The 24,070-nt window shown below is 64.9% G+C and carries 24 protein-coding genes and 1 riboswitch; of the genes, 5 read left to right on the top strand and 19 right to left on the bottom strand.

What is annotated here, in order from left to right; translation table 11 throughout:
• Positions 1-28: 28 nt before the first annotated feature.
• Positions 29-1,270 (bottom strand): class I SAM-dependent RNA methyltransferase, encoded by a 1,242-nt coding sequence (locus LB526_RS16505; RefSeq protein ID WP_224628531.1) that lies wholly within the window; start codon positions 1,268-1,270, stop codon positions 29-31.
• Entirely contained in the window at positions 1,267-2,034 is a 768-nt protein-coding gene (locus LB526_RS16500) for a TlyA family RNA methyltransferase (protein ID WP_224628530.1), read from the bottom strand. The genes LB526_RS16505 and LB526_RS16500 overlap by 4 nt, the downstream gene beginning before the upstream one ends.
• Before the next feature lie 107 nt (positions 2,035-2,141).
• On the opposite strand from LB526_RS16500, the gene LB526_RS16495 reads away from it, so the two are divergent.
• Positions 2,142-2,543, top strand: a complete 402-nt coding sequence (locus LB526_RS16495) for a GFA family protein (protein ID WP_224628528.1) — start codon at positions 2,142-2,144, stop codon at positions 2,541-2,543.
• Here LB526_RS16495 and LB526_RS16490 read toward each other — a convergent pair.
• The 6 genes from LB526_RS16490 to LB526_RS16465 all read right to left on the bottom strand — a co-directional run bounded on the left by LB526_RS16490 (position 2,540) and on the right by LB526_RS16465 (position 7,886).
• Positions 2,540-2,827 (bottom strand): hypothetical protein, encoded by a 288-nt coding sequence (locus tag LB526_RS16490; protein ID WP_224628526.1) that lies wholly within the window; start codon positions 2,825-2,827, stop codon positions 2,540-2,542. The two genes, LB526_RS16495 and LB526_RS16490, sit on opposite strands and share 4 nt — an antisense overlap.
• A 152-nt stretch (positions 2,828-2,979) precedes the next feature.
• Entirely contained in the window at positions 2,980-4,887 is a 1,908-nt protein-coding gene (gene dxs, locus LB526_RS16485; protein WP_224628525.1) for a 1-deoxy-D-xylulose-5-phosphate synthase, read from the bottom strand.
• Positions 4,888-5,314: 427 nt separating this feature from the next.
• The gene (locus tag LB526_RS16480) at positions 5,315-6,235 is read right to left on the bottom strand and encodes a pirin family protein (RefSeq protein ID WP_224628524.1); all 921 of its coding nucleotides are present in this window, start codon (positions 6,233-6,235) and stop codon (positions 5,315-5,317) included.
• Positions 6,236-6,244: 9 nt separating this feature from the next.
• The gene (locus tag LB526_RS16475) at positions 6,245-6,511 is read right to left on the bottom strand and encodes a DUF2277 domain-containing protein (protein ID WP_095766753.1); all 267 of its coding nucleotides are present in this window, start codon (positions 6,509-6,511) and stop codon (positions 6,245-6,247) included.
• Between the two features lie 193 nt (positions 6,512-6,704).
• The gene (locus LB526_RS16470) at positions 6,705-6,956 is read right to left on the bottom strand and encodes an exodeoxyribonuclease VII small subunit (RefSeq protein WP_095766752.1); all 252 of its coding nucleotides are present in this window, start codon (positions 6,954-6,956) and stop codon (positions 6,705-6,707) included.
• 3 nt (positions 6,957-6,959) lie between these two features.
• A complete protein-coding gene (locus tag LB526_RS16465) occupies positions 6,960-7,886 on the bottom strand; it encodes a histone deacetylase family protein (protein WP_224628523.1) in 927 nt (308 codons plus the stop codon).
• A gap of 115 nt (positions 7,887-8,001) precedes the next feature.
• Positions 8,002-8,180: riboswitch (cobalamin riboswitch) on the top strand.
• Positions 8,181-8,222: 42 nt separating this feature from the next.
• Between LB526_RS16465 and bluB the strand changes: the two genes are divergently transcribed.
• Positions 8,223-8,957, top strand: coding sequence for a 5,6-dimethylbenzimidazole synthase (bluB, locus tag LB526_RS16460; protein ID WP_224628522.1), 735 nt, complete (start codon positions 8,223-8,225; stop codon positions 8,955-8,957).
• 5 nt (positions 8,958-8,962) lie between these two features.
• Here the strand turns inward: bluB and LB526_RS16455 are convergent, their stop codons facing one another.
• Together LB526_RS16455 and LB526_RS16450 are read right to left on the bottom strand one after the other, a co-directional pair.
• Positions 8,963-9,946, bottom strand: a complete 984-nt coding sequence (locus tag LB526_RS16455) for a hypothetical protein (protein WP_224628521.1) — start codon at positions 9,944-9,946, stop codon at positions 8,963-8,965.
• Between the two features lie 131 nt (positions 9,947-10,077).
• The gene (locus LB526_RS16450) at positions 10,078-10,671 is read right to left on the bottom strand and encodes a TetR/AcrR family transcriptional regulator (protein WP_095766748.1); all 594 of its coding nucleotides are present in this window, start codon (positions 10,669-10,671) and stop codon (positions 10,078-10,080) included.
• A 120-nt stretch (positions 10,672-10,791) separates the two neighbouring features.
• Here LB526_RS16450 and LB526_RS16445 point away from each other — a divergent pair, with 120 nt between their 5' ends.
• On the top strand, positions 10,792-12,012 hold the full coding sequence (locus LB526_RS16445) for an MFS transporter (RefSeq protein WP_224628520.1): 1,221 nt from the start codon (positions 10,792-10,794) through the stop codon (positions 12,010-12,012).
• Between the two features lie 334 nt (positions 12,013-12,346).
• Here LB526_RS16445 and ribB read toward each other — a convergent pair whose 3' ends face one another.
• Positions 12,347-13,447: a 3,4-dihydroxy-2-butanone-4-phosphate synthase gene (ribB, locus tag LB526_RS16440; protein WP_224628519.1), complete on the bottom strand. Its 1,101-nt coding sequence runs from the start codon at positions 13,445-13,447 to the stop codon at positions 12,347-12,349.
• Between the two features lie 98 nt (positions 13,448-13,545).
• Complete coding sequence (aroC, locus tag LB526_RS16435) at positions 13,546-14,661, bottom strand: chorismate synthase (RefSeq protein WP_224628517.1); 1,116 nt, start codon at positions 14,659-14,661, stop codon at positions 13,546-13,548.
• Positions 14,662-14,868: 207 nt separating this feature from the next.
• On the opposite strand from aroC, the gene LB526_RS16430 reads away from it, so the two are divergent.
• Entirely contained in the window at positions 14,869-15,132 is a 264-nt protein-coding gene (locus tag LB526_RS16430; RefSeq protein WP_041002438.1) for a DUF1344 domain-containing protein, read from the top strand.
• Between the two features lie 259 nt (positions 15,133-15,391).
• Here LB526_RS16430 and LB526_RS16425 read toward each other — a convergent pair whose 3' ends face one another.
• The 4 genes from LB526_RS16425 to LB526_RS16410 form a co-directional block, all read right to left on the bottom strand.
• Complete coding sequence (locus tag LB526_RS16425) at positions 15,392-15,979, bottom strand: histidine phosphatase family protein (protein ID WP_140845847.1); 588 nt, start codon at positions 15,977-15,979, stop codon at positions 15,392-15,394.
• Positions 15,980-16,085: 106 nt separating this feature from the next.
• A complete protein-coding gene (gene fabI / locus LB526_RS16420) occupies positions 16,086-16,904 on the bottom strand; it encodes an enoyl-ACP reductase FabI (RefSeq protein ID WP_095766743.1) in 819 nt (272 codons plus the stop codon).
• A 107-nt stretch (positions 16,905-17,011) separates the two neighbouring features.
• Complete coding sequence (locus tag LB526_RS16415; protein WP_095767150.1) at positions 17,012-17,938, bottom strand: DnaJ C-terminal domain-containing protein; 927 nt, start codon at positions 17,936-17,938, stop codon at positions 17,012-17,014.
• A gap of 115 nt (positions 17,939-18,053) precedes the next feature.
• The gene (locus LB526_RS16410) at positions 18,054-18,515 is read right to left on the bottom strand and encodes an RT0821/Lpp0805 family surface protein (RefSeq protein ID WP_224526416.1); all 462 of its coding nucleotides are present in this window, start codon (positions 18,513-18,515) and stop codon (positions 18,054-18,056) included.
• Between LB526_RS16410 and pdxH the strand changes: the two genes are divergently transcribed.
• On the top strand, positions 18,451-19,170 hold the full coding sequence (gene pdxH, locus LB526_RS16405) for a pyridoxamine 5'-phosphate oxidase (RefSeq protein ID WP_411962463.1): 720 nt from the start codon (positions 18,451-18,453) through the stop codon (positions 19,168-19,170). The genes LB526_RS16410 and pdxH overlap by 65 nt on opposite strands.
• 21 nt (positions 19,171-19,191) lie before the next feature.
• Here pdxH and LB526_RS16400 read toward each other — a convergent pair whose 3' ends face one another.
• The 3 genes from LB526_RS16400 to LB526_RS16390 all read right to left on the bottom strand — a co-directional run bounded on the left by LB526_RS16400 (position 19,192) and on the right by LB526_RS16390 (position 23,922).
• Positions 19,192-19,944 carry a crotonase/enoyl-CoA hydratase family protein gene (locus tag LB526_RS16400; RefSeq protein ID WP_224628514.1) on the bottom strand — a complete coding sequence of 251 codons (753 nt, stop codon included), beginning with the start codon at positions 19,942-19,944 and terminating at the stop codon, positions 19,192-19,194.
• A 19-nt stretch (positions 19,945-19,963) separates the two neighbouring features.
• Positions 19,964-21,733: an acyl-CoA dehydrogenase family protein gene (locus LB526_RS16395; protein ID WP_224628512.1), complete on the bottom strand. Its 1,770-nt coding sequence runs from the start codon at positions 21,731-21,733 to the stop codon at positions 19,964-19,966.
• Positions 21,734-22,314: 581 nt separating this feature from the next.
• Entirely contained in the window at positions 22,315-23,922 is a 1,608-nt protein-coding gene (locus LB526_RS16390; RefSeq protein WP_224628510.1) for an FGGY-family carbohydrate kinase, read from the bottom strand.
• Between the last annotated feature and the right edge of the window lie 148 nt (positions 23,923-24,070).

The following is a 24,070-nucleotide window of genomic DNA, read 5'->3' as shown; positions in this document are numbered from 1 at the left end:
AGTTTTCAAACGAGCCTCCGGCCGCGAGCTACCGCCGCCGCTTCGGCTTCTCCAAAAGCGCGACGGCCTCGACATGCGGCGACCACAGGAACTGGTCGATCGGCGTGACGCTCTTCAGCGTGTAGCCGCCGTCGATCAATATCCGTAAATCCCGCGCGAGCGTCACCGGATTGCACGACACGGCGGCGACCAGCGGCACGTCGGAGCGGGCGATCTGCTTCGACTGGTCCTCGGCGCCGGCGCGCGGCGGATCGAAGACCAGGCCGTCGAAGGCGTTCAACTCCTTGAAGGTCAGCGGCCGGCGAATGAGGTCGCGGCGTTCGCTGGTCACCCGCTTCAGGCCGCCAGCGAAGCGGAAGGCGCGGTCGAGCGCGGCAAGCGCCGGCGCATCGCCCTCGACGGCATGAACTTCTGACTTCGCCGCGAGCCTGAGCGCGAAGCTGCCGCAGCCGGCGAACAGGTCGGCGACCTTCCTGGCGCGCGACAGATGCTGGCTGACAAGGTCCGCCATCGCCTGCTCGGCGGCTTCCGTCGCCTGCAGGAAGCCGCCCGGCGGCACGGCGACGGCGACCGGCCCGAACTGCACCACCGGCTTCTTCGGCTCGACGACGATCTCGCCGTCGACGGAAAGCCGCGCCAGGCCCTCGGCCATGACGAAATTCGATGCGATACGGCGCTGGTGGTCGCCAAGCTTGCCGGCATCGTGCACAGCTATGTCGAGGCCTGAAGCGGTGACGGTCACCGTCATATGAAATGCTTTCGGGGTGGCGCAGACCAACCCGGCCAGGGCGCGCAATTTATCGAGCGCCGAGACGATCGCGGGCAGCGAGATCGGGCATTCCTCGATCGGGATGATCTCGGAGGACAGCGCGCGCACGAAGCCGAGCAGCAAGCCGGCGTCCGTGCGCCTGGCGCTGAAGGTGACGCGGCGGCGGGTATGCGGCGCGCAAGGCACCAGCGCCGCGATGTCGCAAGCAATGCCCTTGGCCTTCAGCGCGTGCACAACCCTCTCGCGCTTCCATTGTTGGTAGGCTTCAGCCTCGTAATGCTGCAGCGCGCAGCCGCCGCATTCGGTGAAATGGCGGCAGGCCGGGTCGATCCTGAGCGGCGAGGCTTCCAATACCGACATCAGCGCGGCGCGGTCCTTCTGGCGCGCGGCCGTTACCGTTTCGCCCGGCAGCGTGAACGGGATGAAGACCTCCCCGCCTTCAGCATTGGCGATACCGTCGCCCTGCGAACCGAGCCTCGCGATGGTGAAGCGTGTGCTCATCGCCCGTCCTTCATGGCGGCGAGCAGGAACTCGCGGTTGCCGTCGCCGCCTTCGATTGGCGACGGGTGCAGCCCGAGGACCCGCCAGCCCGGAATGCCCGCGAGCCAATCGCGCAAGCTGACAGCAATGCGCTCGGCGTCCTCTGGTTCCTTGAGCAGGCCGCCCTTGCCGATGGCCTCGCGCCCGGCCTCGAATTGCGGCTTGACCAGCAGAACTGCCTTGGCGCCCTCACCCGCCAGTTCCAGCGCCGGCGGCAGCGCCAGCTTCAGCGAGATGAAGCTGACGTCGCAGACAAGGAAACCGGGAACGCGGCCGCCGAGATCGGCTGCCGTCAGATCGCGCGCGTTCAGTCCTTCGATCACCGTCACACGCGGGTCGCCGGCAATGTCTGGATGCATCTGGCCGTGACCGACATCGATCGCCATGACATGGGCCGCGCCGCGCTCGAGCAGCACCTGGGTGAAGCCGCCGGTCGAGGCGCCGATGTCGAGCGCCTCGCTGCCGGAAGGATCGAGGCCGAAACGGTCGAGGCCGGCGATCAGCTTCAGCGCCGCGCGCGACACATAGGCCTGCGCCGGATCATCGATGGCGATCAGGCAGTCCGAAGCGACGGGTTGGCCGGGCTTGCGGGCGACGGCGCCGTCAACCGTCACCGTGCCGCGCTCGATCGCGTCGCGGGCGCGCGAACGGCTGGCAAACAGGCCGCGCCCGACGAGCAATTCGTCGAGCCGCTGGCGCCGGCTGGCTGGCAAAGGGGAACTCATCGGCCTTCATTGGCGAAAGCCGGGCGCGAACGCAATGGTTGAATATGGCGCAAGAGGCTGCAGAATGCCGACAGGAACAGGCGGTTCGTCAGCCGGTGGAGGTGGCAATGCTGAGGGGTACCTGTCATTGCGGCGCAGTTCATTGGACGCTGGAAGGCGATCCCGGCGCAATCACCGCATGCAATTGCACGCTTTGCCGCCGCTACGGCGCGCTCTGGGCCTATGACTATGTCGATGAGCGCATCCGCGTCGCCGGACCGCTGAAATCGTACACACGCGCCGAGGTGGCGGAGCCCGCGCTGGAAATCCTGTTCTGTCCGACCTGCGCCTGCGTGGTCGCCTGGCGTGGCCTGCGCTCCGGCGAAAGCGGCCGCACGCGTATCGCTGTCAATGTCAGGCTTGCGCCGCCCAAGGAGGTCGCCGACCTGCCGATCGACCATTTCGACGGCCTCGACACTTTTGACGACCTGCCGCGCGACGGCCGCTGCGTGCGCGATATGTGGTTCTAGAAAATGGTGCGCGAAATCTGGCGCTCGACGGCGGGCATCAGGCCGTCATTGCCGGAGGCTTGCTTGCGCGGCGGCTCAACCGGAGTGGGCGCGACGGGACCTGCATCCGGCAGCACGACGAGTTGAGGACCCTGCTTATAGGAGAAGCCGCCGCGAATATTGCCCATCTTGCCGGCAACGATATCCAGCACCGCCTTTTCGAGATTGCGGTCGTAACGTGTTTCGGCTGCCGCCGGCGCCGTCACGGCCGCCAAAAGGGCCACTCCGCACAGAAGCGTTTTCATTTTTGGTTGTCTCCCTGCCTGGCCCGAGCTTCTAGCAGGGCGCCGTTGAAAATCGGCCAAGAGACAGGGTAAGCGAACCGCCAAACGGGAGCGTTAACAGATACCTACATCTGGCATCCCGGCAAAACGATTCAGCGTCTTGACGTTCTGATTCAGGCGCGCTGCGCCTGCACTCCGCGACCGAGCGCGGCGAAGACCGTGCACACGATGCCTGCCGAATCCAGCCCGGCATCGGCATACATCTTCTCCGGCTTGGCATGGTCGGTGAACGCGTCCGGCAGCACCAGCGGCCGCACCTTGAGGCCGCTTTCCAGCAGGCCTTCATGGGCGAGGAAATGCAGCACCTGGCTGGCGAAGCCGCCAATGGCGCCCTCTTCCACGGTCACCAGCACCTCATGCGAATGGGCGAGCCGCCGCATGAGATCCTCGTCCAGCGGCTTGGCGAAGCGGGCGTCGGCAACGGTAGTGGAAAGACCGGCAGCGCCTAGTTCCTCGGCCGCCAACAAGCAATCCTGCAGCCGCGTGCCGAAGGAAAGCAGCGCGACCTTGGTCCCTTCTTTGAGGATGCGGCCCCTGCCGATCTCGAGCAGCGAGCCGCGCTCCGGCATGTCGACGCCGACACCATAGCCGCGCGGATAACGGAAGGCGATCGGGCCGTCATCATAGGCCGCCGCGGTGCGCACCATGTGGCGAAGCTCCGCCTCATCGGCGGCGGCCATGACGACGAAGCCCGGCAGCGTGGTCAGGAAGGTCGTATCGAAAGCGCCGCAGTGGGTGGCGCCGTCGGCACCGACGAAACCGGCGCGGTCGATGGGAAAACGTACCGGCAGTTTCTGGATCGCCACATCATGGACGACCTGGTCGTAGGCGCGTTGCAGGAAGGTAGAATAGATGGCGGCAAAAGGCTTGTAGCCTTCGGTGGCGAGCCCCGCGGCGAAGGTCACCGCATGCTGCTCGGCAATGCCGACATCGAAGGTTCGCTGCGGAAACACCTCGCCGAAGAGATCGAGGCCGGTGCCGCTCGGCATGGCGGCGGTGATGGCGACGATGCGGTCGTCCTCGCGCGCTTCCTGGATCAGGCTCTCGGCGAAGACCTTGGTGTAGGCGGGCGCGTTGGCCGGCGCCTTGGCCTGCGCGCCGGTGATGACGTCGAATTTGTTGACGCCGTGATATTTGTCGGCCGCGGCCTCCGCCGGCGCGTAGCCCTTGCCCTTCTGGGTCACGACATGGATCAGCACCGGGCCCTTGCCATTGTCGCGGACGTTCTTCAGCACCGGAATCAGATGTTCGAGATTGTGCCCGTCGATCGGACCGATGTGATAGAAGCCGAGCTCCTCGAACAAGGTGCCGCCGGTGACGTAACCACGCGCATGCTCGACCGCACGGGTGATGGCGCGGTCGGCGCGCTTGCCCAGGTAGGATGTCAGCTTCTTGCCGAAATCGCGTAACCCCAGATAGGCCTTGCCGGAAGCGAGCCTGGCCAAATAGGCGCTCATGGCGCCGGTCGGCGGCGCGATCGACATGTCGTTGTCGTTGAGGATGACAATCAGCCGGGCGTCGAGCGCGCCGGCATTGTTCAGCGCCTCGAAGGCCATGCCGGCCGACATCGAGCCGTCGCCGATGACGGAAATGACATTGTTGCGGCCGCCCGACAGGTCGCGCGCCATAGCCATGCCGAGACCGGCCGAAATCGAGGTCGAGGAATGCGCGGCGCCGAACGGGTCGTATTCGCTCTCCGCGCGCCGGGTGAAACCAGAGAGGCCGCCTTCCTGGCGCAGCGTGCGGACGCGGTCGCGGCGGCCAGTCAGGATCTTGTGCGGATAGGCCTGGTGGCCGACATCCCAGATCAGCCGGTCCGCCGGCGTGTTGAAGACGTAGTGAAGCGCAACCGTCAGCTCGACGACGCCGAGGCCTGCGCCAAGATGGCCGCCGGTCTGCGACACGGCATCGATCAGCTCGGCGCGGAGTTCCGCCGCAAGCTGCGGCAGCGCGCTCTCATCAAGCGTCCGCAAATCCGCCGGAATGCGGACCTTGTCGAGCAGCGGCGTGTCTGGCTTCACTCGGGCGCGTCCTGCCTTATCGATCGAACACGGCGCTATCAGCAGATTGCGCCATAATCATGCGCGGGAATAGTCCGCCGGCGAGCGAATGTAAATGCGCGCCAGTGACGCGTGGGGGCCGTTTCGATGAACCATCGCAACGTCTGGAAATGGCGGAAGCCTTCCCAACGTCGTCATTCCAGGGCGAAGCAGGAGCAAAGCTCCATCGCGGAGACCCTGGAATCCATGCCGTGACCTTGGCCGAAGAGCGCAGCGGAGCAGAATTCTGCGCCGTTGCAACGCTTGGAAGTCACGGAATGGATCCTATGGTCTGCGCCGCGTCCCTTCGCTCCTTGCTTCGCCATAGGATGACGACGGATCGACGTGCTCCGCCAATTGCCAGAGCATGCAATCTGGTAACTCAGGCATATCCGAGCAGCACTCGGATCTAACCTTCCGGCAGCGGAATGAACTCTTCCTCATCGCCGGGAACGATATCGAAGCGGCCCGTCTTCCATTCCTGCTTGGCCTGCTCGATGCGTTCCTTGGAGGACGAGACGAAATTCCACCAGATGTAGCGCTTGGAGCCCAGCGAAGCGCCGCCGAACAGCATGAAATGCGCACCGCGCTCGGAAGAGACCACGATCTCCTCGCCCGGCTTGAACACCAGAAGCCGCTCGGCCGGGAAAACATCGCCGGCGATCGAGACGTTGCCCTCCAGCGTGTAGATGGCGCGCTCCTCGGCATCGGCCGGAATCCTCACGCTGGCACCGGCGGCCAGCCTGAGATCGGCGTAGAGCGTGTCGGAAGCGGTCGCCACAGGCGAGCGCAGGCCTGAGAACGCGCCGATGACGACGCGGCCGCTGACGCCCTCGGCATCGATCTGCGGCAAGCTGGCCACCGACGTGTTCGCGAACACCGGGGCAATCTCCTCCTTGCCGTCGGGCAGCGCCAGCCAGGTCTGCAGGCCGGACACCGACATCGGCGCGCCGCGCAATTCCTGTGGCGTGCGCTCGGAATGAACGATGCCGCGCCCGGCTGTCATCAGATTCACGTCGCCTGGCGCGATCACCATTTCGGTGCCGAGCGAATCGCGATGCCTGATCCTGCCGTCGAACAGATAGGTGACGGTGGAAAGCCCGATATGCGGATGCGGGCGCACGTCGAGCGCATGGCCGGCGCGCAGGATCGCAGGGCCCATGCGGTCGAAGAAGATGAACGGCCCGACCAGCCGGCGCTTTGCCGTCGGCAGAGCGCGGCGCACCTCGAAACCGCCAATGTCCTTGGCGTTCGGAACGACCATCAGCTCGATCTGGTCGCAGGCGAAGGCATCGCCGGGTTCGGGATCGTTTCCCGGAAAGAAGCTCATGTCGGATCCTCAGGCGAAACGCAGCGCCGACCTGGCCTTCGCCTTGGCAGCTTCTTCCTCGCGGTTGCGCGGTTCCTGATTGGTTTCGAGCGAATCGATCAATTCGCGCGCGACAGCGGCGATCGCCTCGACGGCATGGTAGAAGGCATGCTCGTTGCGCTTGGACGGCTTGGTCGAGCCGCTAAGCTTGCGCACGAACTGAAGCGCTGCGTCATGCACTTCGTCATTGGTCGCCGGCGGCTCGAAATTGGCCAAGGTCTTGATGTTGCGGCACATGGCTTGAACTCCTTACCTGCTTTCTTTGCCCTTACCCGGTCCGAGATCATCCGCTGAGGTGTTGAGATTCAGGTCAGGCCGAGCCGAAAATGGTGGTTTCCGAGAACCGGAGCGGAGCGTACTTGAAGTACGTGAGCACCGGAAGCGCAGGAAGTTGCCATTTGCAGGCCGGCCTCACCTGAACATCAACACCTCAGTCGGCGTCCAGCGGTTCAGTTCCCACCGGCTTGCCGTCGCGCGACAGCCTGATCTTCTCGACCTTGTCCTCGGCCGCCTTCAGCAGCCGGTCGCAATGCGCCTTCAGCGCCTCGCCGCGCTCATAGATCTTGATCGACTGGTCGAGCGGAACGTCGCCGCGCTCCAGATCATCGACGATCTTCTCCAGCGCGTCGAGCGCCTGTTCGAAGCTCATCGCCTTGACGTCCTCATTGCCTTCCAATGCCATACCCTATCCCTTCATCAGCCGCCCGACATGGGCGGCGACTGAAAATGCCAGTCCCTGCAGATCGTAGCCGCCTTCCAGCAGGCTGACGAGCCTGTTGGAGCTATGGCGTCCGGCGCGCTCCATCAACTGGCCGGTCGCCCAGTCGAAATCGTCCTCGGTCAGGTTGATCTCGGCCAGCGGATCGCGGTGGTGCGCATCGAAACCGGCGGAAATGATGATCAGGTCCGGCGCGAACGCATCGATGGACGGCAGCACGCGCGACAGGAATGCGTCGCGGAACAGGTCGCTGCCGGTCTGCGGCGCCAGCGGCGCGTTGACGATGTTGCCGGCGCCGGTCTCGTTCTTCGCGCCGGTGCCCGGGTAAAGCGGCATCTGGTGCGTCGAGCAGTAGAGAACCGACGGGTCGTCCCAGAAGATGTCCTGCGTGCCGTTGCCGTGGTGGACATCCCAGTCGACGATGGCGACGCGCTCGGCCTGGTGTTTCTTCTGCGCGTATCGGGCGGCGATCGCCGCCGTGTTGAACAGGCAGAAGCCCATTGCCGTGGTCTTTTCGGCATGATGTCCAGGCGGACGCGCGGCGACGAAGACGTTTGCCGCACGGCCCTCGAAGACGTCGTCCACCGCCGCGTTGGCACCGCCGATCGCCGTCACCACGGCCTGCCAGCTTTTCGGGCTGGCGCTGGTATCGGCGTCGATCGACACGATCCCGCTCCCAGGGATCGCCCCGCGCACGCGCTCGATGAAATCCTCCGGGTGCGCATAGAGGATGGTTTTCTCGTCGCCTTCCGGCGCCTTGACGCGGTCGAGCGCCGCAAAAGTCTCGTCGTCCAGCACGCGCTCGATGGCGCGCAGGCGGTCGGGCCGCTCGGGGTGACCGGGCGGCGTGAGGTGTTCGAGGAAGATCGGATGCGTGTAGAGACGGGTGGCCATGGCGCCTAATCTAGGGGCCTATGCCCGCAATGACCATGTTTGGCAGCCGAATGGCTGGGGAAAATCGCGTCTTGCCGTGTCGCTAACGCCGTTGGCGCGGCCCAAGCTTCGCTGTAAGGTCGCGTCGCTGCCTGGTGCCCGCGACGCGGGAGAATCGGGAACACGGTTGAATTCCGTGGCGTGCCCAACACTGTAAGGGGGACCGCGCCGGCAAACGCCACTGTCGAAGACGGGAAGGCGCCGGAAGCGGGACGATCCCGAGCCAGAAGACCGGCCCGGCAGACATGGTTTTTCGCTTGGTCAGGCGGGGAACTGCTTGTCGCAAGGGGAAAAGCGATGACGGCAGCAGCGATCGCCACGAGCGGCGACGACTTTGACCAATTGGCGCGCGACGCGGTCTACCGGGCCATGTTCACCAGGCGCGACGTGCGCAGCCATTTCGTCCCCGACGATCTCGATGACAATGTGCTGGCGCGGCTCATCACCGCCGCGCATCACGCCCCGTCGGTCGGCTATATGCAGCCGTGGAATTTCATCGTCATCCGCGATGCCGAGCGGCGCAGACAAGTGCGCGACCTGTTCCTCGCCGCGCGCGAGCAGGAGTTGCCGGCGATCGAGGCGGAACGGCAGGCGCTCTACCGCAAGCTGAAACTCGAGGGCATTTGCGAAAGCGCGCTCAACCTGTGCATCACCTGCGACCGGCAGCGGTCGAAGGATTCGCCGCTCGGGCGTTGGCACAATCCGGAGATGGACCTCTACAGCACCGTCTGCGCGGTGCAGAATTTCTGGCTGGCGGCGCGGGCCGAAGGTGTCGGCGTCGGCTGGGTGAGCATCATCGAGACCGAGGCACTGAAGCGGCTTCTCGCGATCCCGGAGCATGTCACGCCGATCGCCTATCTGTGCGTCGGCCGCGTCTCGGCCTTCGCGCCGAAGCCGGACCTTGAAGCGCATGGCTGGGGCAAGCGCCTGCCGCTGCCCGAACTGGTGATGAGCGAGACTTTTCGCGGCGCCGGCGAGGCGCCGCTCAAATCGGCGATCGCCAGTCTCGGCGCCGGGCCGTCGAAACCCTGACCTGATCAAGCCGCTCGGGGCGTGTCCCAACGCGAGCCGCCGCCGAAGGAGCCGAGCGCCTTGTCGCGCAGTTCCCTGAATTTGGAGGACGCCTCAGCGAGCCGCGTGTCCCATTCGGGGTTGGGCGCCTGACCTTCGATGGCTTCGAAATAGACCTGCATCAGCGAGGCGATGGCGAAGGGCTCGATGAAGGCTGCCTTGAAGGCCCAGGCAAAGACGATGGCCAGCACGAAAGCCCAGCCGGCAAGCTGGCCCGGCATGACCCACAGAATGGCCGCCGCGGGCGCCAGCATCAACAGGAAGATGACGAAGGACACGCCCCACATGATCGCCGCCAACCAGACGGCGTTCTTGACCATGTGCTTGCCGTTCTGCGCGTAGAGCACGACGCCTTGCCTTGCCGTCTCGAAAGGCGAGCTCGAATTGATGCGGATATTGTAGCCGAGGATGATTTCGTCGACATAGGTCAGCGACAGGCGGATCACCGTGTTGATGAAGCTGACGATGCCGCTCAGGCCCGGAATGGGCAGGAAGGCGGCGATGCCGCCGATCAGGCCGGTGATGGCTCGGATGGCGCCCTTGACCAGCTGGTCGACGACGAAAAGGATGTTGGCCTCGGCAAAACGCTGGGTGACCACTTCCTTCGCGTAGGCGATCTGGCCCTGGCCGTCGGGGACATCTTGGCCGTCGATCAGATGCACCATGACGGCGATATGGCCCGCTTTCAACACATAGAGGATGTATTCGCGTATCCAGTAGACGGCGATCGAGACGACGCCGAAGCCGACCACGCCACCCCACAGCGCGAAGGACATCGGGCCGTCGGGATCGGTGGAGATGTGGCCGACGCCGTAGCCGACGCTGGCGCCCGTACCGGTCGCCATGATGTAGGCGACCGTGATGCCAAAATAGACGATCATGCGAAAGACGATGAACGGCCATGTCCGCATCATGATCGACACGGATCTGGCGATGCTGAAGTCCCACATGGCCCCGACTCCCCTCACCTTCAGAGTTGGCGGTGGAGGATGCGCTCGCCCCGGCGATTGTCAATCGCGGCAGGGTTGCGCCGGCCCGAAACCGGTGCATAAGCCGGTGGCTTGATTACCCGAGCGTGCCGTCAAGGCTTCTTTCGCAAGCCTTCGAGCAACTGCTTGAAGGCCGTGATCGCTTTTTTCGAGGTCGCCTCGGGGTCCGTCGAATTGGCGATGCGCTGCGCGGCCTGGCTGCTGGCGCCATTGATCAGCCGTGAGGTCGTCTCGGGATCAAGCTCCGGAACGACCTCGCCCTCTTCCTGCAGCCTGGTCAGATGGTTGGTCATCGAGGCGGTGCAGGCGCTGGCATTCGGCCACTGCGCCGGGTCGCCGAGCACCGCCGGGCCGTCGCGGAACATGATGCGCTGGATTTCCGGCTCCAGCGCCATCTCGATATATGTGGTGCATTCGTCGACGAAATGCTGCCAGCGGGTCGGCGCTTTCGAAGCCACCTCGTTCACCCGCACAGCCATTTCGCCGTCGATCTCGGCGATCACCGCCTGCAGCAGCCCCTTCTTGTCGCCGAAATGATGGTAGAGCGCGCCGCGCGTGAGGCCGGCCGACGCGGTGAAATCGTCCATCGAGGCCTCGGCATAGCCGATCGTGCCGAAAGCATGGCGAGCGGCTGCGATCAGCTTGGCGCGCGTCTCGGCAATCATCTCCTTGCGCGGTCTGTGCATGGTTCTGGCCCTATTCACATACGCCTCGTATGCCAATTGACATACGTGGCGTATGAACTATCTCACAGTCATACGCAGCGTATGTAATTTTAGTATGCACCGTTGTCGAGGAGCAGGATCATGCGAAATCCTTATTCGGACATCTTTCGGGCTCCCGGCACGAAAGGCTTCGCCGCGGCGGCTTTCATCGCGCGCTTGCCGATCGCCATGGCGCCGATCGGTATCGTGGCGATGCTGTCGCAGACGCATGGCGAATACTGGCTGGCCGGCGCCGTCTCGGCGACCTATGCGCTGGTCAACGCGTTCCTGTCGCCGCAAGTGTCGCGGCTGGTGGACCGACGCGGCCAGACGGCGATCGCAGCACCCATGACGCTCGTCTCGGTGCTTTCCTTCGCGACATTGATCGTCGCGGCCAACCAGCACTGGCCTATCTGGACGTTGTTCGGTTCGGCACTACTTGCCGCCGCAATGCCCAGCATCCCGGCACTGGTCAGGGCGCGCTGGACTGAGATCTTCCGCGACCGGCCGGAGCTCAACACGGCGTTTGCTTTCGAATCGGCCGCCGACGAACTGGTCTATGTCGCCGGCGCCTCGCTGTCGGTGGGCTTGAGCGCCGCGCTGTTCCCGGAAGCCGGCATAGTGGTCAGCACATTGCTGCTTGCGCTCGGCTCGGCGGCATTCCTGCTGCAGCGCTCGTCCGAGCCGCCGGTCCGCCCGGCCGAACATGGCGCGGCCGGCTCGGCGATCCGCCTGCGGCCGGTGCAGATCATCACCTTCGCACTGATATTCGTCGGCGCGACCTTCGCCACGACGGAAGTGACGACGGTGGCGATCACCAAGGAGCTTGGCCAGCCTGAGGCGGCGAGCCTCGTCATCGGCGTCTATGCGCTGGGATCCTTCCTGCTGGGCATCATCGTCGGCGCGCTCAGCCTCAAGGTGCCGCTGCAGCGGCAATTGGCCCTTGCAGTCACCGTGATCGCGCTCACCACCTTGCCGCTCCTCTTCGTTGACACGGTGCCGACTCTGGCGCTGGCGGTGTTCGTCAGCGGCGTCGCGATCTCGCCGACCTTCATCACCGCCTTCGGCCTGATCGAGCGCCACGTGCCGCCGGCGATGCTCACCGAAGGCGTCACCTGGGTGACGACCGGCATCGGCATCGGCATGGCGCTGGGTTCCTTCGCCGCCGGCTGGATGGTCGACACTTTCGGTCCGCAGAACGGGTTTTGGGTTTCGGTCGCGGCCGGCGCCATCGCGCTCGTCACCGTGTTCGCCGGTCAATGCCGGTTGGCGACGGACGATTGCGATGTGGACAGGGGCGAGGCGGTGGTTCCGGCGGAGTGATCGAACGAAGCGTCCAGCACTCGTTTCGCCAGCGTTCGGAATTGGCCGAGACCCTCGCGACTTCGTCATCCACGGGCGGAGCGACGCGAAGCGGAGCGCAGACCCGAGGATCCATTCCGTGACCTTGATCATAGAGCGCAGCGGAGCAGAATTCTGAACCGTCGCGGCGCTTCGAGGTCACGGAATGGATCCTCGGGTCTGCGCGCGTCGCTTCGCTCCTTGCTCCGCCCGAGGATGACGACGTCGCGGAGGCTTCCGCCAATCGCCTGCGTCGCGGAGGCTCCATCAATCAGACTGCCGCTAGGACCTCTGGCGCGTCAGGTCCTTCGACGGACTACAGAATCTCGGTCTTGGCGATATGGATGCCAAATCCTTCAAGACCGACATAGTGGCGCTCGCGCGAGGCGATCAGGTTGATCGAGGAGATGCCCAGGTCCCTGAGAATCTGGGCGCCAAGGCCGATCTCGCGCCATTCGTTCTCGCGGCGGCGGGCTTCTTCGTGGTCCTCGCGCTCGCCGCTCGCGGGCCGCTTACGCTCCTGATGGGCGACACCGACCGAGCCTTCACGCAGATAGACGATGACGCCGCGCCTGCGGTCGCCCATGGCCTTCATGATGCCGTCGAGCCGATGGCTGGTGCCGAAGACATCGGTGACGACATCTTCCGAGTGCAGCCGTACCGGCACCTCTTCGCCATCGCGGATATCGCCGAAGACGACCGCGAGATGGTGCATGGAATCCCAGGGCAGCGTGTAGGTGAAGGCCTGGGCCTTGCCGCCGGGCGTGTCGATGTCGGAGCAGGCGACGCGTTCGACCAGCGTCTCCTTGCGCTGGCGATAGGCGATGAGGTCGGCGACCGAGACCTGCTTCAGCCCATGTTCCTCGGCAAAGGCCTGCACTTGCGGCCCGCGCTTGACCGTGCCGTCGTCATTGACCAGCTCAGAGATGACGCCGACCGGCGGCAGACCGGCGAGCTTGCAGAGATCGACCGCGGCCTCCGTATGGCCGGAGCGCATCAAGACGCCGCCTTCGCGCGCGATCAGCGGGAAGATGTGGCCGGGACGCACGAAATCCGACGGGCCGACATTGCCATTGGCAAGGTTGCGCACGGTGAGCGTGCGGTCGTCGGCGGAAATGCCTGTTGTCGTGCCATGCTTGAAATCGACGCTGACCGTGAAGGCAGTGGTGTGCGCGGAATCATTGTCCGCCACCATCGGCGCGAGGTTCAGCCGCCTCGCGTCCTCGCGCAGCATCGGCGTGCAGACGATGCCGGAGGTGTTGCGCACGATGAAGGCCATCTTCTCCGGCGTGCAGTGGACGGCGGCGACGATCAGGTCGCCCTCGTTCTCGCGCCCGTCATCGTCCATGACAACGACGATCTCACCGCGCTCGAAAGCACGGATCGCTTCGACGATCTTCTTCTGGTCGTAGGGCATCGGCGCTCGCTTCGCTCGCAGGAATTAGGCCGTAGGCAGTAGGCAGTAGGCAGTAGGCAGTAGAAGAAAGAAAATGGCTGTGTCGGGCGGTCTACTGCCTAATCCCCACTGCCTACTCCCCTCCCTGTCTGTCCTCTGTGCCGCAGATAATGATCCGCGATCGCGCAGGCAACCATGGCCTCGCCGATCGGCACGGCGCGGATGCCGACGCACGGGTCGTGGCGGCCCTTGGTCATCACCTCGACATCCTTGCCATCCTTGTCGATCGACTGGCGCGGGGTCAGGATCGACGAGGTCGGCTTGACGGCGAAGCGGGCGACGATCGCCTGGCCGGTCGAGATGCCGCCCAGTATGCCGCCGGCATTGTTGGACAGGAACACCGGCTTGCCGTCATTGCCCATGCGCATCTCATCGGCGTTCTGTTCGCCGGTGATGCGGGCCGCCTCGAAACCATTGCCGATCTCGACGCCCTTGACGGCGTTGATCGACATCAGGCCGGAGGCGATATCCTGGTCGAGCTTGGCATAGATCGGCGCGCCGAGGCCGGGCGGCACGCCGTCGGCGACGATCTCGATCACCGCGCCGACCGAAGAGCCGGCCTTGCGGATGCCGTCGAGATAGGCGGTAAAGACCGGGACCGAGGCCGGATCCGGGGTGAAGAACGGGTTCTCGGCGTCGCCGACGAAATTCCAGTTCCAGTTGGCGCGGTCGATGGACTTTTCGCCCATCGACACCAGCGCGCCGCGCACCACCATGCCGGGCACTATCCGGCGCGCCAGGGCGCCCGCCGCCACCCGCGCTGCCGTCTCACGCGCCGAAGAGCGGCCGCCGCCGCGGTGATCGCGCAGGCCGTATTTGACGTCGTAGGTGTAGTCGGCATGGCCCGGCCGATACTGGCGGGCGATCTCGCCATAGTCCTTGGAGCGCTGGTCGACATTCTCGATCAGCATCGACACCGGCGTGCCAGTGGTGATCATCGTCTCGCCGTCCTCGTCGAGGATGAAGCCGGACAGGATCTTGACCTCGTCCGGCTCGCGGCGTTGGGTGACGAAGCGCGACTGTCCGGGCCGCCGGCGGTCGAGCTCGGCCTGGATATCCTCGCGCTTGAAGCGGATGCCGGACGGGCAGCCGTCGACAACGCAGCCGAGCGCGGCGCCATGGCTTTCACCCCAGGTGGTGACTCGAAAGAGGTGGCCGAATGTGTTGTGCGACATGAGGATACGCCCTGCCCGGTGAGGGAACCCGGTTAAGGCTGCCTTCTATTGGCGTTTTCCACAGTGGTCAAACGCTGATCGGGTGTGCATCAAACTGTGATGTGGCGGATTTAGTTTTGACACATTCGGTTGGTTTCTGCTCTCTTCCCATCCGCCGTTGAGGACCCGCCGCTGACAAGCCGGCGCAATGACCTAAAGAGGACGACGATGCGTACCCTGATTGGCGCGGCCTGCGCCATGTTGCTGATTTCCACCGCCGCCGCGTTCGCCGGCCAGACCGAAGGCCTGATCAAGAAGGTCGACAAGGACACGCTGACGCTGACGCTCGACGACGGCAAGGCCTACAAGCTCAACGCCGAGACCGACATCGACTCGCTGAAGCCCGGCATGGACATCGTCATCGCCTATGACGTGACCAATGGCGAGAATGTCGTGACGGACATGCAGTTGCCCGACAGCGACCAGAACTGAATTCAGGTGAGGCCGGCCTGCAAATGGCGGCTTCCTGCGCTTCCGGTGCTCACGTATGAAAAGTACGCTCCGCTCCGGCCTTCGCCGGCCGAAGCTCTCATGAGGGTCTCCGCGCTATGAAGGCTACGGCCGGCGTAGGCCGGTTCTCGGAACCCACCATTTTCGACTCGGCCTGACCTGAATTCGCTAGGCCGCGCCTAGCGTCTCCGCGACGGAGCTTCGCTCCTGCTTCGCCCTAGAATGACGAAGCGGAGTGCCTTCAAAGCCACTCCAGGCTGCGGCCCTCCAGCCGGAGCAGGCGGTCCTGCGGGACATCGAGGCTGGCGGCCTCCTCCTTGGAAATGCCAGTGACCAAGCGGAAGAAGCAGCGCATGACGCCGCCATGGGTGACGCAGACCGTCGGCCGGCGTAGCGCGTCCAGCCACGGCTTTATCCGCTCGAGCAGCATTTCGTAGCTTTCCGCGCCCTCGCCCGGCGGCTGGAAATCCCACTTCGCTGCGCGGCGACTTTTGGTCGAACCCGGGACACGCTTTTCGAGTTCGGCAAAGGTGAAACCCTGCCAGTCGCCGAAGCTTAGCTCCACCAGGCGTGGATCGGTGCGGTAGGCGGAAGGATCGAGCCCCATCGCAGCGCGCATCAGCTCCATCGTCTCGCGCGTGCGCCGCATCGGGCTGGCGACAAAATCGAAATCCGCAGGATTTCCGATGAGTTCCGCCAACCGTCGGCCGTTTTGCGTCGCCTGCTCGCGGCCAAGTTCGTTGATATCGGTATCGGCCTGGCCCTGCAGGCGGCGCTCGGCATTCCACTCGGTCTGGCCGTGACGCGCGATGTAGACGAGCGGATACATCAGGTCTTCCAAGGTCGGGCGCTTTTTGCTTTTCAAGCAATTCCGGACGGAAAACCGCTTCGCACTTTTCCTGGAAGTTGCTTGGACGCTGGATAAGCGGAGAGGATCAGTCCTTGACGGTCGAGATATCCGGCGCGTCGACCGCCTTCATGCCGACGACATGGTAGCCGGAATCGACATGATGAACCTCGCCGGTCACGCCGCGCGACAGGTCCGACAGGAAATAGACGCCGGAATCACCGACCTCTTCCTGGGTGACCGTCTGCTTCAGCGGCGAATTGTACTCGTTCCACTTCAGGATGTAGCGGAAATCGCCGATGCCGGAGGCGGCCAGCGTCTTGATCGGACCGGCGGAGATCGCGTTGACGCGGATCTTCTTGGCCCCGAGATCGACCGCGAGATAGCGTACGCTGGCCTCGAGCGCCGCCTTGGCGACGCCCATGACGTTGTAATGTGGCATCACCTTCTCGGCGCCGTAATAGGTCAGCGTCAAAAGCGAGCCGCCATCGGTCATCAGCGGCTCGGCGCGCTTGGCGATGGTGGTGAAGGAATAGACCGAAATGTCCATGGTCCGCAGGAAATTGTCGCGCGTCGTCTCGACATAACGGCCGGTGAGCTCGTCCTTGTCGGAAAAGGCGATGGCGTGGACGAGGAAGTCGAGCTTGCCCCAGTGCTTGGCGATGTCGGCGAAGACCGCGTCGAGGCTTTCCGGGTCGGTGACGTCGCAATGGCCTGCGACATGCGCGTTGAGTTCGGCCGCGAGCGGCTCGACGCGCTTCCTGAAGGCCTCGCCCTGATAGGTCAGAGCGATTTCGGCGCCGTGATCGACGCAGGCCTTGGCGATGCCGAAAGCGATCGACCGATTGTTGGCGACGCCCAGGATCAGGCCCCGCTTACCGGCCATCAGGCCCTGTCCACCCGCCATGTGCAAGCTCTCCGCAAGAATATCTGCTTTGTGGAGAGCCTATCGCACAGGCACAAAGCCCCTTCAAGCGCTCAAAAGACACTGCAACAGGAACAAAATTCCCTCAATCAGCCTTTTCTGCGGCGCATCAGGGCCTCGAGCTCGGCATCGCCGCCCTCCGGCAGCATCAGCCGAACATGGGCATAGAGATCGCCATGGCCGCCTGCCTTTTCCGGCAGGCCCCTGCCCTTGAGGCGCAGCACCTTGTCCGAGCTCGACCATGCGGGCACGTTGACCGCGAGCTTGCCGGTCGGCGTCTCGACCGCCACTTTGGCGCCAAGCACCGCATCGGCCAGATCGACGGGAAGATCGACATGCAGGTCGCGGCCTTCGATGCGATAGCGCGAATGGCGGCGGATGTGGATCTTGACCAGCGCGTCGCCAGGCTGGCCCGGACCCTGCTCGCCCTGGCCCTTCAAGCGGATCGTCTGGCCATCCTCGACATAGGCCGGCAGCTTGACCGCCACCTTGCGGCCGTCGGGGAACATCGCCGTCACCTTATCGGCGGTGGCTGCCTCCTCGACACTGATATCCATGGTGACGTTGAGGTCCGCGGCCTGGACCGGCTGACGGCGGTCGGCCCGGCCGGCGCCGCGGGCGCCGGAGAAGGCATCGCCAAAAATCTGGCTGAAGATGTCGCTGTTGCCGTCGAACGGATCGCCGCCCGGGCGCCCGCTGCGAAATTCGAAATGCGCGCCGCCGGGGCCTTGCTGACGGCGGAATCCGGCAAACGGATCGCCGCCGGCTGCGCCTTCAAAGCCCTGGAATTTAGGCTTGCCGTCGGCGTCGATCTCGCCGCGATCGTAGGCGGCGCGCGTCTTCTCATCGCCGACGATCTCGTAAGCCTGGTTGGCGGCGGCAAAACGGTCCTTCGCCTTCGGATCATTCGGATTCTGGTCCGGATGATACTTCTTGGCGAGCTTGCGGTAAGCCGATTTTATGTCCTTGGCCGATGCGTTCTTGGCAACGCCCAGCACCTCATAGGGGTCGCGCATGCTTCCTGCCTGCATGAGAGAATGGATTTATGAGTCGCCTCCTATATGCGCTCGCATAGGAAGAAATTCCAGTGGCGCAAGGGCAATGGCGCCCGAAAATCGGAGTGCCGGATAATCAGAGCGCCTTGAATTCCTGCATGCGCCAACCGCCGGCCTCGGCTAGGCACAGCTCGCCCTTGTAGAGGGCGACGCCGTCGAAGCTCTCGCGCGTGGCGCTGAAGCGGCGGCAGGTCAGGCCGCCATCCTTCAGTTCCACCAGTTCGGTGATCGCGCCGCGGGACCCGGTCCCGGCATTGGCCCATGGCACCGCTTGGCCGGCAAGCTCCTTCAAGTCGGCGGAGGAAACGGCGTTGCCGATGGTGGTCTGGTCGGAGTCCTTATCAGCCGCCGGGGCAGCCGGCGAGGATGGCGCGCTGGAGGTGATGATCGAGCGGTCGACGTCGGCCTTTTCGAGGCTGAAGCCGCCGGCACCGCAAGCGGCAAGCGGAAGCGCCAACGTCACGACCACAGCCTTGACGCTGGCAGAAGCGATAACGCCCCATTGCCTGCTGTCAAAAGCTTGCGCGATACGCGACAATCGGCCAACTCCTCCCGCAACGGTAAAAATTCGGAAAACTATGAACGAAACTGAGTTAACAAGCAGTGACTTCACCGAGGCCGCGGAGCCGTTCAGGCTCTTTGCCGCATGGCTGGAGGACGCCACCAAAAGCGAGCCCAACGATCCCAACGGCGTAGCGCTGGCAACCGTCGACGCCGACGGCATGCCGGATGTGCGAATGGTGCTGCTCAAGGGGTTCGACGAAAAGGGATTTGTCTTCTACACGAATTTCGAGAGCGCCAAGGGCCGCGAGATTCTTGGCAGCATGAAGGCGGCGATGTGCTTCCACTGGAAATCGCTGCGCCGCCAGGTGCGTATACGCGGGCCGGTGGAGATCGTCAGCGACGCCGAGGCCGACGCCTATTACGCGACACGCCCGCGCGGCAGCCGCATCGGCGCCTGGGCCTCGAAACAGTCGCGGCCGCTGGAAAGCCGGTTCGCGCTGGAAAAGGCGGTAGCCGAATACACGGCGCGCTACGCCATCGGCGAGATCCCGCGACCGAAACATTGGTCGGGTTTCCGCATCCTGCCGCAGACGATCGAGTTCTGGCAGGACAGGCCGTTCCGCCTGCACGACCGCATCCTTTTCTCGCGCAACGCCGCCGGCTGGGACAAGACGCGGCTTTATCCTTGAACGGTGCCGCAGGCGAAGGGCTCAGCCCTTCTTGCGCGTCATGAAGGCGGTGAGCGCCCCGCGCGCCTCATCCGACTTGAGCCGCTCGCGGAAATGCTCGCTTTCGACCTCGATGCGGGCGATCAATTCCTCGCGCGGCGCGCGCATCAGGTCGCGCGCGATCTTCAGCGCCTCTGGCGGCTTGGCCGCGATGTCGGCGGCGGCCGCCAACACGGCGCTTTCGAGGGCCTCTTCCGCGACGACATCGTAGATCATACCGGCGGCCTTGGCGCGCTCGGCCGAAAAGCCTTCGCCCAGGCCGAGCAACGCGAAGGCGCCCTGCCGGCCAAGCAGCCGCGGCGCGATCAGACTGGAGCCGGCTTCAGGCACCAGGCCGAGATCGACGAAGGGCGTGCGGAACAGCGTGCGCGGCGTGGCGAAGGTCAGGTCGCAATGCAGGTTGAGCGTGGTGCCGATGCCGACGGCGATGCCGTCGACGCCCGACACCATCGGCTTTTCGGCCCTGGCCAGCGCCATCAGGAAATCCCAGACCTCGTTGCCGCCCTCGCCGCCGGTGGCGATGACCAGGAAATCGGCCAGGTCGTTGCCGGCGGAAAAGGCGCCTGGAACGCCGAGGAAGACATGGACGCGGACCGCCGGATCGGCATCGCCTTCGGCAAGGGCGGCCGACATTTTCGCATACATAGCGCGCGTCAGCGCGTTCTTCTTGTCCGGGCGGTTGATGCGGATGATCTGCACGGCGCCCTGGCGCTCGACGAGGATATGGTCTGTCACGATTTTTTCCTTGTGAACGTCAAGCGGAAATCAGTTGCTTGCCGGCGGCGGCGAGGCTCTCGGCGCCGTCGACGACACGCTCCTTCAGGGCGCGTGTCTCACCGAGCAGGTTTTCTGCAAAGAAGCGGCAAAGCGCGACGCGGCCACGATCGGCCAGCCCGCCTTGCGCCAGATAGGCGCCGCCGGCGGCGAGCGAGATCAGGCGCAGATAGGGCGTGGCGCCGGCCATCGCGGCGTCGGCCTTGCCGTCGGCAAGCTGCCTCTGCAGGAAGCGCGTCGCCTCGTCGAGATCGGCCAGCGCATGGTCGAGATTGTCGGCGGTGCGGCCGAAACCGTCAATGTTGGAGGTGCGCACCGCATCGGCCACCGCTTTCAATTCGCCGATGTAGGAATGCACATGCTCGCCACCGCCGAGCGGCAGCTTTCGCGCCACAAGATCGATCGCCTGGATGCCGTTGGTGCCTTCATAGATCGGCGCGATGCGCGCATCGCGATAGAGCGCTGCGGCACCTGTCTCCTCAATGAAGCCCATGCCGCCATGCACCTGGACGCCGATCGAGGCGACTTCGACGCCGACATCGGTCGAGAAGGCTTTAGCGAGCGGCGTTAGCAGGTTGGCGCGGTCGCGCCAATTGGCGGCGGCCTCGCCCTGGCCGACGCGCGCGCGGTCGATGGCGTGGGCGCAGGAATAGCTGATCGAGCGGGCGATCTGGGTCAGCGCCTTCATGGTCAAGAGATTGCGCTGCACGTCCGGGTGATGGACGATCGGCGCCATGCCGGAGCCCGAATAGGCGGGAGCCTTGCCTTGGCGGCGCTCATTGGCATAGGCGATCGCCTTCTGGGTGGCGGCCTCAGCCACGGCCACGCCCTGCATGCCGACGGCAAGGCGGGCGTTGTTCATCATTGTGAACATGCAGGCCAGACCCTTGTTCTCCTCGCCGATCAGCCACCCGATGGCGCCGGGTGCGGAGCCTCGAAAACCGTCGCCGTAGATCATGGTGCAGGTCGGCGAGGCATGGATGCCGAGCTTGTGCTCGAGGCCCGAACAGAAGACGTCGTTGCGGGCGCCGAGCGAACCGTCGTCATTGACGAAAAACTTCGGCACCAAAAACAGCGAGATGCCGCGCGTGCCGGCCGGCGCGTCGGGCAGCCTGGCCAGCACCAGATGCACGATGTTGTCGGTGAAATCATGCTCGCCATAGGTGATGAAGATTTTCTGGCCGAAGATGCGGTAGGTGCCGTCGCCGACGGGCTCGGCGCGGCTGCGCAAGGCCGCGAGGTCGGAGCCCGCCTGCGGCTCGGTCAGGTTCATCGTGCCCATCCACTCGCCGGAGACGAGTTTTGCGAGGTATTTGGCCTTGAGGTCCTCCGAGGCGTGTGTGTCGAGCGCCTCGACGGCGCCCATGGTCAGCGTTGGGCCGATGCCAAAGGCCATGGCGGCGGAGTTCCACATTTCGAATGCGGCGACGCCGAGCATGGTCGGCAGGCCTTGGCCGCCGAATTCTTCCGGACCGGACAGCGCGTTCCAGCCACCCTCGATCCAGCGCCGGTAGAGCTCCTTCCAGCCGGGCGGCGTGGTGACGGCGGCGTCCTTCAGCACAGCGCCTTGCTCGTCGCCGATCTTGTAGAGGGGGGCCACTTCCTCGCTGGCGAAGCGGCCTGCCTCGGCCAGGATCGCGTCGACAAGGTCCTCGCCGAGATCGCCAAAAATGCCGGCGTCAAGCGCCGGCTTCAGCCCCGCCACCTGCTTCAGCGTGAAGGCGATGTCCTCGACCGGCGCGCGATACATGTCTGCTCCTCCCATTCCGGCCGAGCGTAGGCGCATGGCCGAAGCGAAGCCATCCACCTTTGGGCCGGCCTCACGCCTTCTTTTTACGTAAACGTCAACTTTTGTCACGCGGATTTTGCTTGGACTTCGTCATCCACGGGCGGAGCGGGAGCACCGCGAACGCGTAGAGCCGAGGATGGGCCTGACAACCGGAAAACCGCGTCCACTTTTCCTGGATTACCAGCCGGATGTAATTCGGCGTAGAATTTTGAATGGCAATTGCAACCTTGAGATTGGCCGTGGCCTTCGCGATTTCGTCATTCTATGGCGGAGCAAGGAGCGAAGCGACGCGCGCAGACCCTGGAATCATTCCGTTACTTTGAGGCGCTTCTACGGTGCAGAATTCTACTCCGCTGCATCCCACGGCCAAGGTCACGGAATGGATCCTCGGGTCTACGCGTCCGCTGCGCTCCCGCTCCGCCCGTGGATGACGAAGCTCGGACGCTGCGCTGATCTCCGGAGTCTGCGATTGCTTCGTTGGGGCAAGCGAACCTTCGCGCTTGGTCCAAGCGTCCGGAATCGCGCAGAAACAAAACGGTCTCTCAACGTATGCTGCGTCCCACCGCCTGCAGCGACAGGAAGGCTTCGTAACGTTTGTCGTGCCAAGCCCGCATTTCACCGGTCGCCGGGGTGAAAACATCGCCAAGCCGGGACATGGCAGGCATGGCGCTTGAAAGGTCCGCATACCGGCCGGCCGCGACAGCTCCGAGCATCGCAGCGCCCAGCAGCACCGGTTCGGGCGATTGCGACGCCGCGACCGCCAAGCCGGCGGCGTCGGCAAGCAGCTGGCGCACCAGCGGCGACTGCCCGGCGCCGCCGCTGATGACGATGGTGTCGACGGCAAGACCGGATGACGCCATCGCCGCCACGATCTGGCGCACGCCGTAGCCGAGGCCGCAAAGCCCGGCCACGTAAAGGCCGACGAGATTCTCGACGGAACGGTCGGTGCCAAGCCCGGCGATCAGGCCGCGCGCGTCTGGATCGGCCAGGGGCGAGCGATTGCCGAGGAATTCAGGAACGACATGGATGCTTCCCGCGAGCGTGGCGGCGGCCGACAGGTCGGGCGAGCCCGCCGTGGCGGCCGCGGCCAGCCAATCGACCAGCGATTTGCCTTCGGCAGCTGCACGCGCGGAGGCTTCGGCCTCGGCCGGGTGGAAATGCACCAGGAGATCGATGGCCGCTCCGGCCGCCGACTGGCCGCCTTCGCTCAGCCAGAGCCCGGGCACCATGGCGGAATAATAGGGTCCCCAGACCCCCGGAACGAAGGCCGGGCCTTCGCTGCTTGCCATGGTGCAGGCAGAGGTGCCGAGCACATAGGCCATGCGCGAGGCGATGGTGCCGGCGTCGCCCGCGGCCCCCACGGTGCCGACGCCGCCGGCGTGAGCGTCGATCAGCCCGGCAGCGACAACCGTGCCTGCGACCAGTCCCAATTCAGCGGCCGCCGCTTCCGTCAGGCCGGCGCCCAGCGCCGTGCCGGGATCGACCACGTCGGTGCCGATGCGGGCAAAATCCTCGTCGGCAAGCTCACCAAGCCCCACGGCATGGAAATAGCTTTCGTCCCAGCGCCGTTCGTGGCCGAGATAGGTCCATTTGCAGGCGAGCGTGCAGACCGAGCGGGCAAGGCTGCCGGTGGCGCGCCAGGTCAGGTAATCGGCCAGGTCGAAGAAATGCCGCGCTTGGGCAAAGGTCGCCGGCAGGTTCTCCTTGAGCCACAAAAGCTTCGGCGTCTCCATTTCCGGCGATATGACGCCGCCAACATAGTCGAGGACCGGATGCCGCAGGGCGTTGATGCGCCTGGTCTGGTCGAGGGCGCGATGGTCCATCCAGACGATGATGTTCCTGTCGCTGTCTCCCGAGCGGCCGACCGGCAAAGGTTCGCCGTCGTCGCCGACCACCACCAGCGAACAGGTCGCGTCGAAGCCGATGCCGCCGATTTCCCCGGGACCGACGCCCGATTTCCCGACCGCGTCGCGCACGCTGGCGCACACCGCCTGCCAGATGTCCCGGCTCGACTGCTCGGCGATCTCGCCGGGCTCGACGAAGAGCGCGATGTCGCGCTTGGCGGAAGCGAGCAGCTGGCCGCTCTCGTCGAAGACGCCGGCGCGCGCGCTGCCGGTGCCGACATCGATGCCGAGGAAATGGGAAGGCATGGGGGGACCTCAGGAGGTTAGGCAGTAGGGGAGTAGGAAGTAGGAAGGCAGTAGGCAGTAGGCAGTAGGCAGTAGAACGATTGTTTAGTCGTGAGCGGTCGGCCGCAAGAGCAGAGATCTCTTCCCCTACTCCCCTACTCCCCTACTC

It is taken from the genome of Mesorhizobium sp. CA6 (genome assembly GCF_020165035.1).
Taxonomy (GTDB): domain Bacteria; phylum Pseudomonadota; class Alphaproteobacteria; order Rhizobiales; family Rhizobiaceae; genus Mesorhizobium.
Note: the sequence above shows the minus strand (reverse complement) of the source record. Positions and strands in the feature narration are given on the sequence as shown.

Bases quoted from the DNA above. Each gene is read 5' to 3' on its own strand.
- fabI (WP_095766743.1), bottom strand. From the start codon at position 16,904: ATGGCGGGTGGACAGGGCCTGATGGCCGGTAAGCGGGGCCTGATCCTG.
- bluB (WP_224628522.1), top strand. From the start codon at position 8,223: ATGACGGCAGCAGCGATCGCCACGAGCGGCGACGACTTTGACCAATTG.
- LB526_RS16390 (WP_224628510.1), bottom strand. From the start codon at position 23,922: ATGCCTTCCCATTTCCTCGGCATCGATGTCGGCACCGGCAGCGCGCGC.
- LB526_RS16490 (WP_224628526.1), bottom strand. From the start codon at position 2,827: ATGAAAACGCTTCTGTGCGGAGTGGCCCTTTTGGCGGCCGTGACGGCG.
- aroC (WP_224628517.1), bottom strand. From the start codon at position 14,661: ATGTCGCACAACACATTCGGCCACCTCTTTCGAGTCACCACCTGGGGT.
- LB526_RS16480 (WP_224628524.1), bottom strand. From the start codon at position 6,235: ATGAGCTTCTTTCCGGGAAACGATCCCGAACCCGGCGATGCCTTCGCC.
- LB526_RS16415 (WP_095767150.1), bottom strand. From the start codon at position 17,938: ATGCGCGACCCCTATGAGGTGCTGGGCGTTGCCAAGAACGCATCGGCC.
- LB526_RS16445 (WP_224628520.1), top strand. From the start codon at position 10,792: ATGCGAAATCCTTATTCGGACATCTTTCGGGCTCCCGGCACGAAAGGC.
- LB526_RS16465 (WP_224628523.1), bottom strand. From the start codon at position 7,886: ATGGCCACCCGTCTCTACACGCATCCGATCTTCCTCGAACACCTCACG.
- LB526_RS16425 (WP_140845847.1), bottom strand. From the start codon at position 15,979: ATGTATCCGCTCGTCTACATCGCGCGTCACGGCCAGACCGAGTGGAAT.
- LB526_RS16470 (WP_095766752.1), bottom strand. From the start codon at position 6,956: ATGGCATTGGAAGGCAATGAGGACGTCAAGGCGATGAGCTTCGAACAG.
- LB526_RS16455 (WP_224628521.1), bottom strand. From the start codon at position 9,946: ATGTGGGACTTCAGCATCGCCAGATCCGTGTCGATCATGATGCGGACA.
- LB526_RS16450 (WP_095766748.1), bottom strand. From the start codon at position 10,671: ATGCACAGACCGCGCAAGGAGATGATTGCCGAGACGCGCGCCAAGCTG.
- LB526_RS16475 (WP_095766753.1), bottom strand. From the start codon at position 6,511: ATGTGCCGCAACATCAAGACCTTGGCCAATTTCGAGCCGCCGGCGACC.
- LB526_RS16505 (WP_224628531.1), bottom strand. From the start codon at position 1,270: ATGAGCACACGCTTCACCATCGCGAGGCTCGGTTCGCAGGGCGACGGT.
- LB526_RS16495 (WP_224628528.1), top strand. From the start codon at position 2,142: ATGCTGAGGGGTACCTGTCATTGCGGCGCAGTTCATTGGACGCTGGAA.
- LB526_RS16430 (WP_041002438.1), top strand. From the start codon at position 14,869: ATGCGTACCCTGATTGGCGCGGCCTGCGCCATGTTGCTGATTTCCACC.
- LB526_RS16395 (WP_224628512.1), bottom strand. From the start codon at position 21,733: ATGTATCGCGCGCCGGTCGAGGACATCGCCTTCACGCTGAAGCAGGTG.
- ribB (WP_224628519.1), bottom strand. From the start codon at position 13,447: ATGCCCTACGACCAGAAGAAGATCGTCGAAGCGATCCGTGCTTTCGAG.
- LB526_RS16500 (WP_224628530.1), bottom strand. From the start codon at position 2,034: ATGAGTTCCCCTTTGCCAGCCAGCCGGCGCCAGCGGCTCGACGAATTG.